Here is a 17,362-nt window from a genome sequence, read left to right on the forward strand (position 1 = left end):
ACGCTGCATGCTATCTATCGTCGAGATCGATCTCGGTACACCGAAGTCGACGTCGTCCACCATGGTGTCGCTGGATATCGACGGCCGTCGCATCGAAGTGCCCGAGGGCACCTCGGTGATGCGCGCTGCCGCGCAGGCCGGCATCAGCATTCCCAAGCTGTGCGCCACCGAGATGCTCGATGCGTTCGGTTCGTGCCGCCTGTGCCTGGTCGAGATCGAAGGTCGTAAGGGCTATCCGGCCTCGTGCACGACGCCGGTGAGCGAGGGCATGAAGGTAGCGACGCAGACGCCGAAGCTTGCCGATATTCGCCGCGGCGTGATGGAGCTCTATATCTCCGATCACCCGCTCGACTGCCTCACCTGCCCCGCCAACGGCCACTGCGAGCTGCAGGACATGGCCGGCGTGGTGGGCCTGCGCGATGTGCGCTACGGCTACGACGGTGCCAATCACGTCAAGCCCAAGCAAACAGACGGCACCGCCAATCCCTTGTTTGCAGCCAAGGACGAATCCAACCCGTATTTTACGTTCGACCCATCCAAGTGCATCGCCTGCTCACGCTGCGTGCGCGCCTGCGACGAAGTGCAAGGCACCTTCGCGCTGACCATCCAGGGTCGCGGCTTTGAGTCCAAGGTTTCGGCCAGCCAGAACAACCGCTTCCTGGATTCGGAATGCGTCTCCTGCGGCGCCTGCGTACAGGCCTGCCCCACGGCGACCCTGTCGGAAAAATCGCTGATCGACAAAGGCCAGGCCGAACACAGCGTGATCACCACCTGCGCGTACTGCGGCGTCGGCTGCAGTTTCCGGGCGGAGATGAAAGGTCAGGACATCGTGCGCATGGTGCCAAACATGGACGGCCATGCGAACCATGGCCACTCCTGCGTGAAGGGCCGCTTCGCGATCGGCTATGCCACGCATCCGGATCGCATCACCACGCCGATGATCCGCGCCAAGATCTCCGACCCGTGGCGCGTGGTGAGCTGGGAGGTAGCGATCGGCCACGTCGCCAGCGAGTTCAAGCGCCTGCAGGCGACCTACGGTAAGCACAGCATCGGCGGCATCACCTCTTCGCGTTGCACCAATGAGGAAACCTATCTGGTGCAGAAGCTGGTGCGTGCCGGCTTCGGCAATAACAACGTGGACACCTGCGCGCGCGTCTGCCATTCGCCCACCGGTTACGGCCTCAAGGCCACGCTCGGCGAATCGGCCGGTACGCAGGATTTCGATTCCATCCGCAGCACCGACGTCGTGCTGGTGATCGGTGCCAACCCCACGGATGCCCACCCGGTGTTCGGCTCGCAGATGAAGCAGCGCCTGCGTGCCGGGGCCAGGTTGATCGTGGTCGATCCGCGCCGCATCGATCTGGTGCGCACGCCGCATATCAAAGCCGACTATCACCTGCGGCTGCGCCCGGGCACCAATGTGGCCCTGCTCGATACGCTGGCCCACGTGATCGTCACCGAAGGCCTGGTCGACGAGGACTTCGTCGCGCTCCGCTGCGAGCCCGAAGCATTCGCCAAGTGGCGTGCGTTCGTGTCGCAGGAAAAATACAGCCCCGAGGCGATGGAAAGCGTCACCGGCGTGCCGGCCGACCTGGTGCGCGGCGCTGCCCGCCTCTATGCCACCGGCGGCAACGGTGCCATCTATTACGGCCTGGGCGTCACCGAACACGCACAAGGTTCGACCTCGGTGATGGCGATTGCGAATCTCGCCATGGCCACCGGCAACATCGGCCGCGAAGGCGTGGGCGTGAATCCGCTGCGTGGACAGAACAACGTGCAGGGCTCCTGCGACATGGGCTCGTTCCCGCACGAATTCCCGGGCTATCGCCATGTCAGCGACACCACCGTCCGCCAGTCCTTCGAGCAGGCCTGGGGCGTGCCGCTGCTGGGCGAGCCCGGCCTGCGCATTCCCAATATGTTCGAGGCCGCGATGGATGGCAGCTTCAAGGGCTTGTACATCGAAGGCGAGGATATCGCGCAGTCCGATCCCGATACCCAGCACGTCACCGCTGCGCTGACCTCGATGGAATGCATCGTGGTGCAGGACTTGTTCCTCAACGAGACGGCCAAGTTCGCGCATGTCTTCCTGCCCGGCAGTTCGTTCCTGGAAAAGGATGGCACCTTCACCAATGCCGAGCGGCGCATGTCGCTGGTGCGCAAGGTGATGGAACCCAAGGGCGGCTACGCCGACTGGGAAATCACTCAGCTGCTGGCGCAGGCCATGGGCTATCCGATGAACTACACGCATGCCTCGCAGATCCTCGATGAAATCGCAGAACTGACGCCGACCTTCCACGGGGTCAGCTTCGACAAGATCGAGAAGCTGGGTTCGGTCCAATGGCCATGCAATGACGAGCATCCGGAAGGCACCCCGGTGATGCATGTCGATGAGTTCGTGCGCGGCAAAGGCCGCTTCATGCTGACGGAATACGTGGCGACCACCGAGAAAGTGAGCGCCGAGCACCCGCTGATCCTCACCACCGGCCGCATCCTCAGCCAGTACAACGTCGGCGCCCAGACACGCCGCACCGCCAACGTGATGTGGCACGACGAAGACCGCCTCGAAATCCATCCGCACGATGCGGAGGAACGCGGCATCAGCGACAACGATTGGGTCGGCATCGTCAGCCGCGCCGGTGAAACGGTGCTGCGCGCAGTCGTGTCCGAGCGCATGCAGCCCGGCGTGGTCTACACCACCTTCCACTTCCCGGGCTCCGGCGCCAACGTGATCACGACCGAGAATTCGGACTGGGCCACCAACTGTCCCGAATACAAGGTGACCGCAGTACAGGTGACCCGCGTCAACCAGCCGTCCGAGTGGCAGAAGCGTTATCGCGCCTTCACCGAGGCGCAGGAAGCGTTGCTCGAACAATCGGCGAAGCCCGCTTGACCATGGCTGACGAAGACGAAGCGATGCGCGGCTATGCCGTGCGTTCCGTCGATCGTTGGCGCAATGGCGAGGCGACGCACGAAGAGGATTTCGTCGCCGAGGAAATACCCATCGCCATGATCTACAACGGCGCCACGTTCGCCGTGATGATGGCGACGCCGCACGACCTGGAGGACTTCGCGCTGGGCTTCTCGCTCACCGAACGCCTGATCGGCCAACCCGCGCAACTGTTGCAGCTGGAAGTACGTACCTTGATCGAGGGTATCGAGCTGGCGATGCGCGTGACCGACGACGCGCATGGCGCGCACCTCGGTCGCGAACAGGAACGTCTGCTGCCCGGTCGCAGCGGTTGCGGCATTTGCGGCACGCGGGATCTCGAGAATGCCGTGCGCCACGATGGTTCCGTGGGTGATGGCCCGAGGGTGTCGCGCGAGGCGCTGGAAATCGCCCTGCACGAACTCAAGAGCCGCCAACCGGTGAACCTCGCGACGGGTGCGGTGCACGGAGCCGCCTGGGCCGACGCGTCAGGCCGCATCCTGCTGGTGCGCGAGGACGTTGGTCGCCACAACGCCCTGGACAAACTCATCGGCGCGATGACCCGTGCGGGCATCGACGTCAACCAAGGCTTTGCCGTGGTCACCAGTCGCGCCAGCTACGAAATGGTCACCAAGGCCGCCAGCGCGGGCATCGCCATGCTTGCCGCCATCTCCGCACCCACCGCACTCGCAGTCGAACTCGCGCGCAGCGCCGGCATCACCCTGGTGGGCTTTGCGCGACCTGGCAGCCACAATATCTATACCCATCCCGGCCGCCTGCAGCCGCCGGTGTCAGAGTAAGCACGATGCGCATCGAACGACTCGTCACCATGGCGAACGACATCGCCACCTATTTCACCGTCGAACCCGATCACGCGGCGGCGGTGATCAGCGTGCGCGACCACCTCAAGCGGTTCTGGGATCCGAGCATGCGGCGACAGTTGAAGGCCTATGTCGCGGAAGGCGGCGAGGGTTTGATTCCGCTCGCGCGAGAAGCTGTGAGTGAGTTGGAGCTGCCACCGGTAGACGTGCGCTAAACCTGCGACACCTTGTGGGAGCGCACCCTGTGCGCGACCGCGGCACAACGGCGGCAACGCTCCGTCAGGTTGTCGCGCACAGGGTGCGCTCCCACATGGCGCTTCGCCTCGTCACGGACGCGTGGTCGTCCCACCATCGACGACTTCAATCGCCGTCACGTTCCGCACCCAGCGCGCCGGCCGCTCATCCCCCGGCACCAGCAAGCGCACCGGACCATCCTTGTCCAGCGCCTTGCCATCGCGCATATCCACCAGCAGCACCTGCGTATGCCCCAGCGTGGGATCAAGATCCGCCAGTCCAAACACCACCTGATACTGATCAGCCGCCGTCACCCGCACAAACGAAGCCAGCGCGCGGCCACGCAACGGCTTGTCCAGCGACACGCCTGCCCGCGCCAGCACATCTTCCAGCTTCACACCCCGCCACTGGCTGGCCGCCTCATCGTGCGCGGACGCCGTGACTTCTTCATGCGGCATCGCGGCCAAGGTCTTGGCATCCAGCGATAGCGCCGGCTTGCCCGCGACCGATACTTCTATGGCTGTCGGCGCAGCGGACGAAGGTGCGTCAGCGCCATGGGCAAAAAGGACCACCCAAACGCCAAGCAACAGAGCACTAAGGGCATATCGATGCCACCTGCGGATTGCCATGCCTAGCTCCCTATGAGCAGTGAATTCACGCGGCTTTCACCGCTGCGGAAAAGCGTGAAGCGTACACTCGGCTTGTTGCATACAAGCATGCCTTGCCAGTGATCGCCAACACGGAAGGCTGCTCTGATCCAGGTCAGGGGGCCAGGGGAATGATCGGTTTAGCTTAACGCGCAGATCTGGGAAGTAACGTCCAGCCTGTGGGAGGTGCGCGTGGAACCATCGGCCAACCCAAGCACCCGCAAGCAGGAGCGCACCACGTTCCTGTTGCTGCTCTTTCTGTTCCCCGTGCTGTCGGTGATGTTTATCGCCGCCTTTGGCTTCGCCGTGTGGTTCTGGCAGATGTTTGTCAGCGGCCCGCCGCATGTCTGACCTTGGCCAAGCACAGGGGACTGCCATGAGGGAAGAGCATCACATCTCCAGCCTGGTCGTGCTGCATCGCCCGGATGCCGCACCAACGCTTAGCGCCTTCGTCAACGATCACGACGCACTGGACATCGCCATACAAGGCGAATGCCGCTGCGTGATGGTGTGCGAAACCGACAACCAGCGCGCCGTGATGGATCACATCGACGCACTGCAGATGCTGCCCGGGGTCATCAACGTATCGCTGATCTACCACCACGTGGAGCCCGCCGCCGTCATGGACGAACTGGTGTCCACGGGCGCAATACATCAAGGAGCCGAGCCATGAGCCTGTCCATGACGCGCCGCGAATTCATTCGCAACACGGCGGTCGCCGTCGCCGCCAATGTGGCGGGCCTGGCGCTGCCCGCCGCCGCGACCAATGTGCTGCTCGAAGGCGACATGGTCCAGCTCAAGTGGAGCAAGGCGCCCTGCCGATTCTGCGGCACCGGCTGCGGCGTCAACGTGGCGGTGAAGGATGGCCGCGTGGTGGCCACGCATGGCGATCAGCTCGCCGAAGTGAACCGCGGCATCAACTGCGTGAAGGGCTATTTCCTCTCAAAGATCATGTACGGCGCGGATCGCCTGACTGCGCCGATGCTGCGCAAGAAGAACGGCGTCTACGCCAAGGACGGTGCCTTCACCGAAGTCTCGTGGGACGAGGCGTTCGACGTGATGGCCGAGCAGTTCAAGCGCGTGCTCAAGGAGAAAGGCCCCGAAGCCGTCGGCATGTTCGGCTCCGGCCAATGGACCGTGTGGGAAGGCTACGCAGCCAACAAGCTGCTCAAAGGCGGCTTCCGCAGCAATACGCTCGACCCCAATGCACGCCATTGCATGGCTTCGGCCGTGATGGGCTTCATGCGCACGTTCGGCATGGACGAGCCCATGGGCTGCTACGACGATATCGAAGCGGCCGATGCGTTTGTGCTGTGGGGTTCGAACATGGCCGAGATGCATCCGATCCTGTGGACGCGCGTCACCGACCGGCGCCTGTCCAATCCCAATGTCAAAGTCGCCGTGCTCTCTACGTTCGAGCATCGCAGTTTCGAACTGGCCGATATCCCGATCGTGTTCACCCCGCAAACCGATCTGGTGATCCTCAACTACATCGCCAACCACATCATCAAGACGAATCGCGTCAACAAGGATTTCGTCGCCAAGCACACCAGTTTCAAACGCGGCGTCACCGACATCGGCTACGGCCTTCGCCCCGACGATCCGCTGGAAGAAAAAGCCAAGAACGCGAAGGACCCGACCGCCAGCGAGCCGATCGACTTCGACCAGTTCGCCGCCTTCGTGGCGCCGTACACACTGGAAAAAACCGTCGAGATGACCGGCGTGGACAAAGGCTGGCTGCAGCAGCTGGCCGAGCTCTACGCCAATCCGGACATCAAGGTGGTGTCGTTCTGGACCATGGGTTTCAACCAGCACACCCGCGGTGTGTGGGCCAACAACATGGTCTACAACATCCACCTGCTCACCGGAAAAATCGCTACGCCCGGCAACAGCCCATTCTCGTTGACCGGCCAACCTTCCGCTTGCGGCACGGCGCGCGAGGTGGGCGTGTTCAGCCACCGCCTGCCCGCCGACATGGTGGTCACCAATCCGGAGCATCGCAAACACGCCGAGGACATCTGGAAGATCCCGCACGGCATCATCCAGCCCAAGCCCGGCTACCACGCGGTACAGCAGAACCGCATGCTGCGCGATGGCAAGCTCAACGCCTACTGGGTGCTGTGCAACAACAATGTGCAGGCCGGCGCGAACCTGATGCAGGAGACGTATCTGGGCTATCGCGATCCACGCAACTTCATCGTGGTATCGGACGCCTACCCCACCGTCACCGCACAGTCGGCCGACCTGATCCTCCCCGCCGCCATGTGGGTTGAGAAAGAAGGCGCCTATGGCAACGCCGAACGGCGCACGCAGTTCTGGCACCAGCTGGTGAAGGCGCCGGGCCAGGCCCGCTCGGATCTGTGGCAGCTGATGGAATTCTCCAAGCGCTTCACCACCGACGAATGCTGGCCGGCGGAGATCCTCGCCGCCAATCCGCAGTTCAAGGGCAAGACCTTGTTCGACGTGCTCTATCGCAACGGCAACGTGGACAAGTTCCCCTCCACGGAAATGGAAGCGGGTTACGACAACGACGAAGCAGCTGCTTTCGGCTTCTACGTGCAGAAGGGCCTGTTCGAGGAATACGCCGCGTTTGGCCGCGGCCATGGCCACGACCTCGCTCCATTCGACGATTACCACAAGGCGCGCGGCCTGCGCTGGCCCGTGGTCAACGGCAAAGAGACGCGCTGGCGTTATCGCGAAGGCGCCGATCCCTACGTGAAAGCCGGCACGGGCTTCGAGTTCTATGGCAATCCCGATGGACGCGCCGTGATCTGGGCCCTGCCCTACGAGGCACCTCCCGAGATTCCCGATAAGGAATACGACCTCTGGTTGTCTACCGGTCGCGTGCTTGAACACTGGCACTCCGGCTCGATGACCATGCGCGTGCCGGAGTTGTATCGCGCGTTCCCCGAAGCCGTCGTGTTCATGAATCCCGACGATGCGCGCAAGCGCGGCTTCAAGCGCGGCGACGAAGTGAAAGTGGTGTCCCGTCGCGGCGAAATGCGTTCGCGCGTGGAGACGCGTGGGCGCAACAAGCCGCCGCAAGGCCTGGTGTTCGTGCCGTGGTTCGACGCCGGCCAGCTGATCAACAAGGTGACGCTGGACGCGACTGATCCGATCTCCAAACAGACCGACTACAAGAAGTGTGCGGTCAAGGTCATAGCGGTTTAGGAGAGACATGATGCGCGACAAAGCCCTCATCGTCCTCGCCGTCATCGTGGTGCTGGTGGCCGCCGCGGTTGGATTCGCGGTGGGCAAGAAATCCTCGCCCGAGCCGCACGTAGCCACCGTGCAGAGCGCCGCGCCACCGGCGATCGCAAGCACCGCCGAACCCGTGGCCGCCGGCGACCAGATCGACGCCATCCGCCGCGGCGCCCCGGTGAACCAGGAAATCGCCGCCCCGCTGATGGCCCGCGTGGAGAACGCGGACATCAAGCGCATCCGCGCCTATCCGATGCAGCCGCCGACGATCCCGCACTCCATCGACAACTACCAAATCGACAAGAATTCCAACCGTTGCCTCTTGTGCCACGCGCGCGCCAACGCCGACAAATTCCAGGCGCCGCCGGTCAGCGTCACCCACTACATGGATCGCAACGACCAGTTCCTCGCCACCATCTCGCCGCGCCGCTATTTCTGCAACCAGTGCCATGTGGTGCAGACCGACGCCAAGCCGCTGGTCGCGAACAACTTCAAAGACATCGACACCGTGCTCTCCGAGCAGCCCGAGCAGAAGGCGAACTGATATGTGGCCGCGGCTCAAGGAATGGCTCATCGCGTTATGGCGGACGATCCGCCGCCCCAGCGTCCACTACAGCCTCGGCTTTCTCACCCTGGGCGGCTTTATCGCGGGCGTGATGTTCTGGGGTGCGTTCAACACGGGACTTGAGTTGACCAATACCGAGGCGTTCTGCACCGGTTGCCACGAGATGCACGACAACGTCTTCCAGGAATTGAAGTCGACCATCCACTACACCAACCGCTCCGGCGTGCGCGCCACCTGCCCCGACTGCCACGTGCCACATCAGTGGACCGACAAGATCGCCCGCAAGATGCAGGCCTCCAAGGAGGTTTACGGCAAGATTTTCGGCACCGTCAACACGCGCGAGAAGTTCCTCGACCACCGCCTGGAACTGGCCGAACACGAATGGGCGCGATTGAAAGCCAACGATTCGCTGGAGTGCCGCAACTGCCACAACTACACATCGATGGACCTCACGCGCCAGTCGACGCGCGCGGCGGAAATCCACAAGCGCTGGCTGGGCTCGGGCGAGAAGACGTGCATCGATTGCCACAAGGGCATCGCGCATCATTTGCCGGATATGACCGGCGTGCCGCAAGGCTGAGGAGCCCGCCCTCCCTGTGGGAGCGCACCCTGTGCGCGACCGTATCGCGCATCACCTGCTAGATATGACCGGCGTGCCGCAGGGCTGAGGAGGCCGCCCTCCCTGTGGGAGCGCACCCTGTGCGCGACCGTCCCGCTGCGGCGCACCTCTCCGCTGGGTCGTCGCGCACAGGGTGCGCTCCCACAAGGGCGGTCAGGTAGCGGCGGGCGGCCCCTTCAACTCGACCATATTCCCCTGCGGGTCGTACAGGTAAATCGACGGCCCCTCGCCCTTCGCCCCATAGCGCGACCCGATCTCCCCCACGCGCACGCCATGCGCCTTGAGGTGGGCCACGATGGCCGCCTCGTCATAGTTCTCCACCTGCAGGCACAGGTGATCCATGTTGTGGCCCTCGCTGCCCGGCCCCGCGCCACCCAGGCGCCCGAGCTTGCTGTCCAGCGCCACCAGGTCGATCAGCGAGTCGCCGGCACGCAGCTGGACCAGGCCGATCTCGTCCTGGCGGCGTTCTTCGAGGCAGCCCAGCACGTCGACATAGAAACGCTGCATGGCCTCGGCATCGCGTACGCGCAGCACCACGTGGTCGATCCGGGCCAGCTGAAACGGGGGCTTGGGCATGGGGAGGCTCTTTGGGCGGGCCTTTCATCTTATGCCGTTTGAGACAAGGCCCGCACGGTGGACGGCGTCCCCGACCGGCAGGGAGGAAATCCCGGCCGAGGCAGCTTATAATCGTCGTTTAGCGTGTGGTGGGAGAAGCGGTGAGAACCGCTGCCGAAGGCGCAACGCCCGTAATCGCTCAGGCCCCAGACCATCGCACGCACAGAAACTCTGGAGAGACCGGTTAGATCCGGCGCCGAAGGGGCACGAAGCGTGGGCTCGTTGAGCCTGCTCTTCCAAACTCTCAGGCAAAAGGACAGAGGGGCGCTTCGCGTGCGGCATGCACGTTCGGCCTTTATTGGCCATTTTCGGAAGCCCCTGCCATGAGTCAGAACGCCCATCCTTCCCTGCGTGATCTCGAGCACCACGACGCCTTCATCGAGCGTCATATCGGCCCCAACGACGCTGAAATCGCCAAGATGCTGGCGCTGCTGGGCTTCGACTCGCTGGAAGCGATGACCGACGCCATCGTGCCGGGCAAGATCAAGTCGCCGGCGCCGCTGGCCCTGCCCTCGCCGATCACCGAAGTGGAAGCGTTGGCCAAGATCCGTGCCATCGCCGACAAGAACCAGGTGTTCCGCAGCTTCATCGGCCAGGGCTACTACGGCACGCTGACCCCGAACGTCATCCTGCGCAACATTCTGGAGAACCCGGCGTGGTACACGGCCTATACGCCGTACCAGGCGGAGATTTCGCAGGGCCGCATGGAAGCGCTGATCAACTTCCAGACCATGTGCGCCGACCTCACCGGCATGGAGATCGCCAACGCGTCCCTGCTCGATGAAGGCACCGCTGCCGCCGAAGCGATGACGCTGGCCAAGCGTTCGACCAAGTCCAAGTCCAACCTGTTCTTCGTGTCCAACGCCGTGCATCCGCAGACGCTGGAAGTGATCAAGACCCGCGCCGAAGCGATGGGCATCGACCTGCATATCGGCGACGACAGCGAAGCCGCCAGCGTCGACAGCTACGGCGTGCTGCTGCAGTACCCCAACACCTTCGGCCAGATCAACGACTACAAGGCGCTGGCCGACGCGGTGCACGCGCGCCACGGCGTGGTCTGCGTGGCCACCAACCTGCTCGCCCTCACCGTGATCGCCTCGCCGGGCGAATGGGGCGCGGACATCGTGGTCGGCAACACCCAGCGCTTTGGCGTGCCGTTCGGCTTCGGTGGCCCGCATGCCGCCTTCATGGCCTGCCGCGACAGCTACAAGCGTTCGATGCCGGGTCGCCTGATCGGCGTCTCCATCGACGCCGAAGGCAAGCCCGCCTACCGCCTCACGCTGCAGACGCGCGAGCAGCACATCCGCCGCGAGAAGGCCACCTCCAACATCTGTACCGCGCAGGTGCTGCTCGCCGTGATGGCCAGCATGTACGCCGTGTACCACGGTCCGGAAGGCCTGGTGCGCATTGCGCGCCGCACGCATCGCCTCGCCGCGATCCTTGCCGGTGCGCTGCGCGATGCCGGCGTCACCGTCGGTCCGGATTTCTTCGACACGCTGCACGTGGTCAACGTCGATGCCGCCGCCATCCATGCGAAGGCCAAGGCCGCCGGCATCAACCTGCGCCAGATCGACGGCAAGAGCCTGGGCATCAGCCTCGATGAAACCACCACGCGCGCGGACGTCATCGCCGTCGCTGCGCTGTTTGGCGCCACCATCGCCGATATCGACGCGCTCGACGCCAAGACCAACGACGCCCTGCCCGCCGGCCTCGCCCGTACGTCGAAGTTCATGACGCACCCGGCGTTCAACACGCACCACAGCGAGCACGAGCTGCTGCGCTACATGCGTTCGCTGGCCGACAAGGATCTGGCGATGGATCGCACGATGATCCCGCTGGGCAGCTGCACCATGAAGCTCAACGCCACCGCCGAGATGATCCCGGTGACGTGGCCCGAGTTCGCCAACATCCATCCGCTGGCCCCGGCTGACCAGGCCACCGGCTACAAGCAGCTGATCGACGAGCTCGAAGCGATGCTGGTGGAATGCACCGGCTACGACGCCGTCAGCCTGCAGCCGAACTCCGGTGCGCAAGGCGAATACGCCGGCCTGCTCGCCATCCGCGCCTATCACCGCTCGCGCGGCGAAGGCCATCGCGATATCTGCCTGATCCCGGAGTCCGCGCACGGCACCAACCCGGCCTCCGCGCAGATGTGCGGCATGCAGGTGGTGGTGACCAAGTGCGATGCGAACGGCAACGTCGACGTGGAAGACATCAAGCGCGCCGCCGAGAAGTTCAGCGATCGCCTCGCCGCCCTGATGATCACCTACCCGTCCACGCACGGCGTGTTCGAGGAAGACATCGTCAAGATCTGCGAGATCGTGCACGAGCACGGCGGCCAGGTGTACACCGACGGCGCCAACATGAATGCGCTGGTCGGCGTGGCCAAGCCGGGCAAGTGGGGTTCGGACGTCTCGCACCTCAACCTGCACAAGACCTTCTGCATCCCGCACGGCGGTGGCGGCCCGGGCGTCGGCCCGTGCGCGGTGAAGTCGCACTTGGCTCCGTTCCTCCCGGGAACGTATGGCGCTGAAAGCACCGTGGGCATGGTGTCGGCTGCCAGCTACGGCTCCGCCTCGATCCTGCCGATCAGTTGGATGTACATCACCATGATGGGCGCCAGCGGCCTGCGCCGCGCCACCCAGGTCGCGCTGCTCAACGCCAACTACATCGCCAAGCGCCTGGCGCCGCATTACGAGACGCTCTACACCGGCCGCAACGGCCTGGTGGCACACGAGTGCATCCTCGACCTGCGTCCGCTCAAGGACGCCACCGGCATCGGCGCAGAAGACGTCGCCAAGCGCCTGATCGACTTCGGCTTCCACGCACCGACGCTGAGCTTCCCGGTTGCCGGTACGCTGATGGTCGAACCGACCGAAAGCGAATCGCAGTCCGAGCTCGATCGCTTCATCGACGCCATGATCCAGATCCGCGACGAAATCCGCGCCGTGGACGAAGGCAAGCTCGACCGCGAAGACAACCCGCTCAAGCACGCCCCGCACACCGCCGTGATGGTGTCCGCCTCAGAGTGGACCCACGCCTACACCCGCGAACTGGCCGCCTTCCCGCTGCCCAGCCTGAAGTTCCAGAAGTACTGGTCGCCAGTCGCCCGCGTGGACAACGTCTACGGCGACAAAAACGTCTTCTGCAGCTGCGTGCCGGTGGAAGCGTTCAAGGGCGAGATCGAGGCTTTCAGCGAACCGAACGTCGCCTGAGCTTGCCCTCAGCGTGAATAGAAAAAGGGCTCCGCATGCGGAGCCCTTTTTTTGTTGAAAGCCATGCAGCACGTCAGACGCTTGCGACAGCGGGCTCCTGCGGTTTGGCCGCGATCATGCGATGGTAGGCGAAGGTGCCGCGCACGCCATTGATAAAGCAAAACAACAGCACCACGGCCATGAAGATGCCAAAGTAAGCCTGCGGCTGCGTGGCAAACTGGAAAATCTTTTCCAGCACAAACAACACCAGGCCAATCACCGCGAACACCCGCGAGCGACGCCGGATGCGCCAGGCAATGATGGCCAGGAACAGCGCGTCGGCGTAAGCGAACGCATTGATGCCCATGACGCTGTGGTTGGACAGCAGGCTGATGGTGGCGACGACTGCCGTCACGACCGCACAAAACGCTGCGGCCCAGAAGCCCTGATTGGATGCCTGCTCGGCATCGGCGATGTTTCCGAACGTCGGCCAGTACCAGCGTTCCTGCTTGTAACGCGATCCCATAACTCCCCCCTGTGATTTCTTGCGCCGGCACCCCCGTGCCGGCTCAGCGATGGTAAGGGCTATCTGCTGTTTCGGCACCTGGCCAGATCGCTATGCCGACCTTAGACAACGTTGTCAGAAAAGTCTCAACGGAAACGGCTAGCCATCCAAACGTCTGAATCGTTCTAGTCGCAACGCACCATCCCGCATCGCCATAGACCTCAAGCAATCCGCCGTCGAACGCGCTGCAACGCACGAAAAACACGGCACGTCGCGCCATATAACCATCCATCCATATCGACCGATTTCGCTTCCCAAATTCACAACCCCCATCACAGTTCTCGTCGCCTTTTAAGGACAACGTTGTCAATAGTGGACACAAAGACGACATCGTCATGACCACGGCAAGTCATGACCCGCAGGGAACGCAAGGGGACGCCCACCGCCGATCGGACTCGGCTCGTCGCCAGGGAAACCTTCCGCCTCAGTGACGCAACACAACCAGGAGACGCTTCCATGCACTTGAAGAAGTCGGTTGTTTGGCTACGCACGGCACTCAACGCGATCGGCACCACTGCAGGTGGTGCGATGGCCATGAGCCTGATGACGCTCGCACCCGTTCAAGCGGTACATGCGCAGGCCACCTGCGCCGCGGCGTGGAGCGCAAGCACGGTTTACACCGGCGGCCAGACCGCGAGCGAGAACGGCACCAACTACCTCGCCAACTGGTGGACGCAGGGCAATGACCCCGCCACCAACAGCGGCGGTGCAGGCTCCGGCCAGCCGTGGACCTCGCAAGGTGCGTGTACGGGCGGATCGTCCGGTGGTGGCGGCACAGGCGGCGGTGGTACTGGCGGCGGCGGCACGGGTGGCGGTGGCACAGGTCCCACCAATCCGCCCGGCACCGGCGCGAACCTGGTGTTCAGTCCCTACAAGGACGTGACCATCAACCTCAACTGGAACACCAATGTCATGCAGACCGCGGCGGCCACGGGCTCGTCGATCCCGGTGGTCGGCAGCGGCAGCCTCAAGTCCAACTACGTGACCAACCTTGGCGCCATCACCCTCGCCTTCGCCACCGGCGAATGCGGCAGCGAGAACTGGGGCGGCGTCCCGGGCGCCAGCTTCGCCAGCGCCAATATCTCCGCGCTCTCCAACGCCGGCGTGTCTTACATCGTCTCCACCGGCGGACAGGCAGGCACCTTCACCTGCGGAAGCACCGCCAACTTCGCTACGTTCCTGTCGCGCTACATGTCGCCGAAGATGGTGGGCGTGGACTTCGACATCGAAGGCGGCCAATCGCAGGCGACCATCAACAATCTCGTTGCTGCCGCCGTGTACGGCCAGTCGCTGTATCCCAACCTGCGCTTCTCCTTCACCCTCGCCACGCTGGGCGCGTCGGACGGCAGCTACGGCGGCGTCAACAGCCTCGGCGATATGGTGGTGAAGGCGATCAAGGCCTCCTCGCTGACCAACTACACCATCAACCTGATGGCCATGGATTACGGCTCATCCGCCGCCTCGTACCTGTGCGTGGTATCGGGCAGCAGCTGCGATATGGGCCAGTCGGCCATCCAGGCGGTGAAGAATCTCGAACACACCTACGGCATCTCGCCGAACAAGATCGAGATCACCCCGATGATCGGCATCAACGATGCCGCGAGCGAAAACTTCACCATCGCCAACGCCGACGCCATCACCACCTACGCCGTCGCCAACGGCCTCGCCGGCATCCACTTCTGGTCACTCGATCGCGACACGCCGTGCAACCAGAACTACGCCTCGCCCACGTGCAACTCGGTGCCATCGACGACGCCGCTGCAATACACGAAGCGGTTCCTCAGCGACCTGGGCCGTTAAGCGGCACGCGCGTTAGTCAAAGAAACAAAAAAGCCCCGCTCGAAGGCGGGGTTTTTTGTTTGGACAATGGCAGCGGGACTTAGCTACCTCCGTCCCGTTTGTCCGAATCGAAAGTGTACGCTCTGGGTCGGAAGAAGACCCTGCCAGAGTGCTAAAAACGTCCCCTCATGGGGTCCCCGCCACCATGGGAGTCGGGGTTATCGAGGGAAATATCTTCCTCTGCTCTTCCGTACCAATTCGGTGATAACGAGCATCCCCTGCTTCGTCAAAATCCACGACCCAATCAACACTCAACTGCGTGCCATAAGAACCTGCGAGATTGCAGATCAATACACCGACCAAATCAAGGACCTTTTTCGACTTTCCGGGTAAGAACGCCGTATTGAATTGATCTGGCGATTGAACAGAGCGATAGCACCACGCGTCTTGCTCAGGATAGTTGAAGAATGAGTCCGCAATTGCACGAGTGATGGAGTAACGTCCCTCACCTCCCGCCGGAACATGCCTCGAAAATTCTTCGTCCAAGAACGAGTAGAAGAACTTCGTCCCAAGATCTTTGGGGAGATTGGAATTGCCATAATTACCAAGAACCGAGACACCTACCGGCCGGCGTGATCTGTATACGATGACTGCAACATGTTTGTGTCCGTTTGCCCTGGCCTCGGTGATCGCCAAAAAGGGGTCATGCGCGCAGCAGTACAAAATGCTCTGATGAATTGCATTGAGGCGGCCCTGTACTTTCACGACTTCCGTAGGCGGCTCCCAAGCATCGCCAACCTTCCAGATTGTCCGAAATGGGATATCGGCGTCGTCAAATGGAATCGCCCGTGCACGATAGAACAATGTCCCTTTCTCGTAATGGTTGATCTGCGTTGGGAACGAAAAACGACTTCCGAACAATGACAATAAGGCATCTATGCAATCTTTATCGTCAATTCCGGCTTCTGCGCGAGCCCGAAAATCAAAGACCCGGCCTCTCATTTCTTCAATGCTGATATCAGAAGAAAACATGTATATCGTCCGCGAAAATTAAGCAGTGAGGATGCAGCACTCACCTATGCAAGAGGACCGCTACGAGTCGGAGGCGGACGCTCTGAACAGATCAAAGTCGCATCCCGAGCCAAATGACAGACTCTGTTGCCACGGCTACAACCGGGCGCAGCGTTCGGTACCAAAAGCTTGCGCTCGGAACGTGTGCAGCGGATCGATCATGATGTTCTCTTTCCTCCGAGACGATGGCAGAAATCGCGGAAGCCGCGTCTTCGTCTATACCGCGAAGACGCCCCAACTGCTCTTCCAAGTGCCTTAGAACCACACTCTCCACAGCAACCGTTGTCGCGGCTATCGCCGAACGTCCCAGTAGTCCCGTGATCAGACCAAGCAAGAAACCGCCAACCCCGCATAGGGCATAGCTTCTGCATCGCCGCTGCGACCGTCGTTCAAGCTCTGCGCTGAAGATGGCGCGATGACGACGCTCATGCGACCTGAATTCCATGAGCTCCGGAATGAGGTCAGGTGCCCGCAGATGGGCCATCCAGATCTGGCCTGTATAAATGGATATCGCGCCAAATTCGCCCGCGTGGTCCACTTTCAAGATTCGACTTCCCAGATCCATCTGTGCCGGCACCTCCAATTTGCGCCCCTCACGTTTGCGACGTCCGCTGTGGGTCGGCAGCGGACCTAAGCGACATGTAGATCAAACTACCTCACGAAGCAGGTGAGAGAGAACAGCCCCTGGGTCGTGCGTGTCCGCACTTGCGAGCGCCTGATTCACGATTGTCCACTCGTCCGTCTTCTTCTGCCTGACATAGCATTCAAAGGCGTTGTAGATCGCGTAATAGGCAAACTGGGCTGCCTCGGGAAGGACGAGATCATCATCCTGTAGGGCGGCAAGCGGCTCCAGGTAACGTTGGCCGATATTCGCCGAATCCGTCCCCGCACGGACCGCAGCCAGCGCCTCGCGAGGAAGCCCGCAGTCCAAAATTCTGGGACTCCCGGCTACTGACTCTTGATAAGCCACGCGGCAACTGTCAGGGAAATTCGCTTCCCATACTTTCAATGCACGCTCACAAAGCTGGATGCAGGCGGCGCGCTTCTTGTCGCTGCCCAGGGCGAGGAACTGCTCGGCGGCTTCGTGCACTGATCGCTCCTTAGAATCTGATGACGACATGTCCG

At 62.5% G+C, this 17,362-nt stretch carries 16 protein-coding genes and 1 riboswitch; of the genes, 10 read left to right on the forward strand and 6 right to left on the reverse strand.

All coding sequences use genetic code 11. From position 1 onward, the window contains the following. The first annotated feature begins 7 nt into the window (after positions 1-7). From fdhF to AC1DE1_RS03935, 3 genes are read left to right on the forward strand one after another with little or no spacing between them, the layout of a single operon-like run. Positions 8-2,890, forward strand: coding sequence for a formate dehydrogenase subunit alpha (fdhF, locus tag AC1DE1_RS03925; protein ID WP_477175894.1), 2,883 nt, complete (start codon positions 8-10; stop codon positions 2,888-2,890). Between the two features lie 2 nt (positions 2,891-2,892). Next, positions 2,893-3,726 carry a formate dehydrogenase accessory sulfurtransferase FdhD gene (gene fdhD, locus AC1DE1_RS03930; protein ID WP_477175895.1) on the forward strand — a complete coding sequence of 278 codons (834 nt, stop codon included), beginning with the start codon at positions 2,893-2,895 and terminating at the stop codon, positions 3,724-3,726. Between the two features lie 5 nt (positions 3,727-3,731). After that, entirely contained in the window at positions 3,732-3,962 is a 231-nt protein-coding gene (locus AC1DE1_RS03935) for a formate dehydrogenase subunit delta (RefSeq protein ID WP_441603535.1), read from the forward strand. A gap of 111 nt (positions 3,963-4,073) precedes the next feature. Here the strand turns inward: AC1DE1_RS03935 and AC1DE1_RS03940 are convergent, their stop codons facing one another. After that, positions 4,074-4,610, reverse strand: coding sequence for a molybdopterin-dependent oxidoreductase (locus tag AC1DE1_RS03940; protein WP_477175896.1), 537 nt, complete (start codon positions 4,608-4,610; stop codon positions 4,074-4,076). A 210-nt stretch (positions 4,611-4,820) separates the two neighbouring features. On the opposite strand from AC1DE1_RS03940, the gene AC1DE1_RS03945 reads away from it, so the two are divergent. Genes AC1DE1_RS03945 through AC1DE1_RS03965 form a run of 5 tightly spaced genes read left to right on the forward strand, consistent with a single transcriptional unit; the run spans position 4,821 to position 8,974 of the window. Then, on the forward strand, positions 4,821-4,979 hold the full coding sequence (locus AC1DE1_RS03945) for a periplasmic nitrate reductase, NapE protein (RefSeq protein WP_477175897.1): 159 nt from the start codon (positions 4,821-4,823) through the stop codon (positions 4,977-4,979). A gap of 25 nt (positions 4,980-5,004) precedes the next feature. Continuing rightward, the gene (locus tag AC1DE1_RS03950; RefSeq protein WP_477175898.1) at positions 5,005-5,301 is read left to right on the forward strand and encodes a chaperone NapD; all 297 of its coding nucleotides are present in this window, start codon (positions 5,005-5,007) and stop codon (positions 5,299-5,301) included. Further along, a complete protein-coding gene (gene napA / locus AC1DE1_RS03955; protein WP_477178903.1) occupies positions 5,298-7,799 on the forward strand; it encodes a periplasmic nitrate reductase subunit alpha in 2,502 nt (833 codons plus the stop codon). The genes AC1DE1_RS03950 and napA overlap by 4 nt, the downstream gene beginning before the upstream one ends. Positions 7,800-7,806: 7 nt before the next feature. Further along, positions 7,807-8,373, forward strand: a complete 567-nt coding sequence (locus AC1DE1_RS03960; RefSeq protein WP_477175900.1) for a nitrate reductase cytochrome c-type subunit — start codon at positions 7,807-7,809, stop codon at positions 8,371-8,373. Position 8,374: 1 nt separating this feature from the next. Continuing rightward, positions 8,375-8,974, forward strand: coding sequence for a cytochrome c3 family protein (locus AC1DE1_RS03965; protein WP_477163827.1), 600 nt, complete (start codon positions 8,375-8,377; stop codon positions 8,972-8,974). Between the two features lie 192 nt (positions 8,975-9,166). Here AC1DE1_RS03965 and AC1DE1_RS03970 read toward each other — a convergent pair whose 3' ends face one another. Next, entirely contained in the window at positions 9,167-9,589 is a 423-nt protein-coding gene (locus tag AC1DE1_RS03970; RefSeq protein ID WP_477175901.1) for a VOC family protein, read from the reverse strand. A gap of 200 nt (positions 9,590-9,789) precedes the next feature. Then, positions 9,790-9,898: riboswitch (glycine riboswitch) on the forward strand. A gap of 53 nt (positions 9,899-9,951) precedes the next feature. Here AC1DE1_RS03970 and gcvP point away from each other — a divergent pair. Next, positions 9,952-12,843 (forward strand): aminomethyl-transferring glycine dehydrogenase, encoded by a 2,892-nt coding sequence (gene gcvP / locus AC1DE1_RS03975; RefSeq protein WP_477175902.1) that lies wholly within the window; start codon positions 9,952-9,954, stop codon positions 12,841-12,843. A gap of 73 nt (positions 12,844-12,916) precedes the next feature. On the opposite strand, the gene AC1DE1_RS03980 is transcribed toward gcvP, so the two are convergent. Beyond that, the gene (locus tag AC1DE1_RS03980) at positions 12,917-13,426 is read right to left on the reverse strand and encodes a hypothetical protein (RefSeq protein ID WP_477175903.1); all 510 of its coding nucleotides are present in this window, start codon (positions 13,424-13,426) and stop codon (positions 12,917-12,919) included. 417 nt (positions 13,427-13,843) lie between these two features. Here AC1DE1_RS03980 and AC1DE1_RS03985 point away from each other — a divergent pair, with 417 nt between their 5' ends. Continuing rightward, positions 13,844-15,187 (forward strand): carbohydrate-binding protein, encoded by a 1,344-nt coding sequence (locus AC1DE1_RS03985; RefSeq protein ID WP_046970478.1) that lies wholly within the window; start codon positions 13,844-13,846, stop codon positions 15,185-15,187. 165 nt (positions 15,188-15,352) lie between these two features. Here AC1DE1_RS03985 and AC1DE1_RS03990 read toward each other — a convergent pair whose 3' ends face one another. From AC1DE1_RS03990 to AC1DE1_RS04000, 3 genes are all read right to left on the reverse strand, one after another. Beyond that, on the reverse strand, positions 15,353-16,198 hold the full coding sequence (locus AC1DE1_RS03990; protein ID WP_477175904.1) for an RES domain-containing protein: 846 nt from the start codon (positions 16,196-16,198) through the stop codon (positions 15,353-15,355). Between the two features lie 91 nt (positions 16,199-16,289). Beyond that, positions 16,290-16,802 (reverse strand): demethoxyubiquinone hydroxylase family protein, encoded by a 513-nt coding sequence (locus AC1DE1_RS03995; protein ID WP_477175905.1) that lies wholly within the window; start codon positions 16,800-16,802, stop codon positions 16,290-16,292. 81 nt (positions 16,803-16,883) lie between these two features. Further along, positions 16,884-17,327: a hypothetical protein gene (locus tag AC1DE1_RS04000; RefSeq protein WP_477175906.1), complete on the reverse strand. Its 444-nt coding sequence runs from the start codon at positions 17,325-17,327 to the stop codon at positions 16,884-16,886. Between the last annotated feature and the right edge of the window lie 35 nt (positions 17,328-17,362).

This window comes from Dyella sp. 05T440 (assembly GCF_056395965.1).

Coding starts and splice junctions, on each gene's coding strand:
- fdhF (WP_477175894.1), top strand. CDS start 8: ATGCTATCTATCGTCGAGATCGATCTCGGTACACCGAAGTCGACGTCG.
- fdhD (WP_477175895.1), top strand. CDS start 2,893: ATGGCTGACGAAGACGAAGCGATGCGCGGCTATGCCGTGCGTTCCGTC.
- AC1DE1_RS03935 (WP_441603535.1), top strand. CDS start 3,732: ATGCGCATCGAACGACTCGTCACCATGGCGAACGACATCGCCACCTAT.
- AC1DE1_RS03940 (WP_477175896.1), bottom strand. CDS start 4,610: ATGGCAATCCGCAGGTGGCATCGATATGCCCTTAGTGCTCTGTTGCTT.
- AC1DE1_RS03950 (WP_477175898.1), top strand. CDS start 5,005: ATGAGGGAAGAGCATCACATCTCCAGCCTGGTCGTGCTGCATCGCCCG.
- napA (WP_477178903.1), top strand. CDS start 5,298: ATGAGCCTGTCCATGACGCGCCGCGAATTCATTCGCAACACGGCGGTC.
- AC1DE1_RS03960 (WP_477175900.1), top strand. CDS start 7,807: ATGATGCGCGACAAAGCCCTCATCGTCCTCGCCGTCATCGTGGTGCTG.
- AC1DE1_RS03965 (WP_477163827.1), top strand. CDS start 8,375: ATGTGGCCGCGGCTCAAGGAATGGCTCATCGCGTTATGGCGGACGATC.
- AC1DE1_RS03970 (WP_477175901.1), bottom strand. CDS start 9,589: ATGCCCAAGCCCCCGTTTCAGCTGGCCCGGATCGACCACGTGGTGCTG.
- gcvP (WP_477175902.1), top strand. CDS start 9,952: ATGAGTCAGAACGCCCATCCTTCCCTGCGTGATCTCGAGCACCACGAC.
- AC1DE1_RS03985 (WP_046970478.1), top strand. CDS start 13,844: ATGCACTTGAAGAAGTCGGTTGTTTGGCTACGCACGGCACTCAACGCG.
- AC1DE1_RS03990 (WP_477175904.1), bottom strand. CDS start 16,198: ATGTTTTCTTCTGATATCAGCATTGAAGAAATGAGAGGCCGGGTCTTT.
- AC1DE1_RS03995 (WP_477175905.1), bottom strand. CDS start 16,802: ATGGATCTGGGAAGTCGAATCTTGAAAGTGGACCACGCGGGCGAATTT.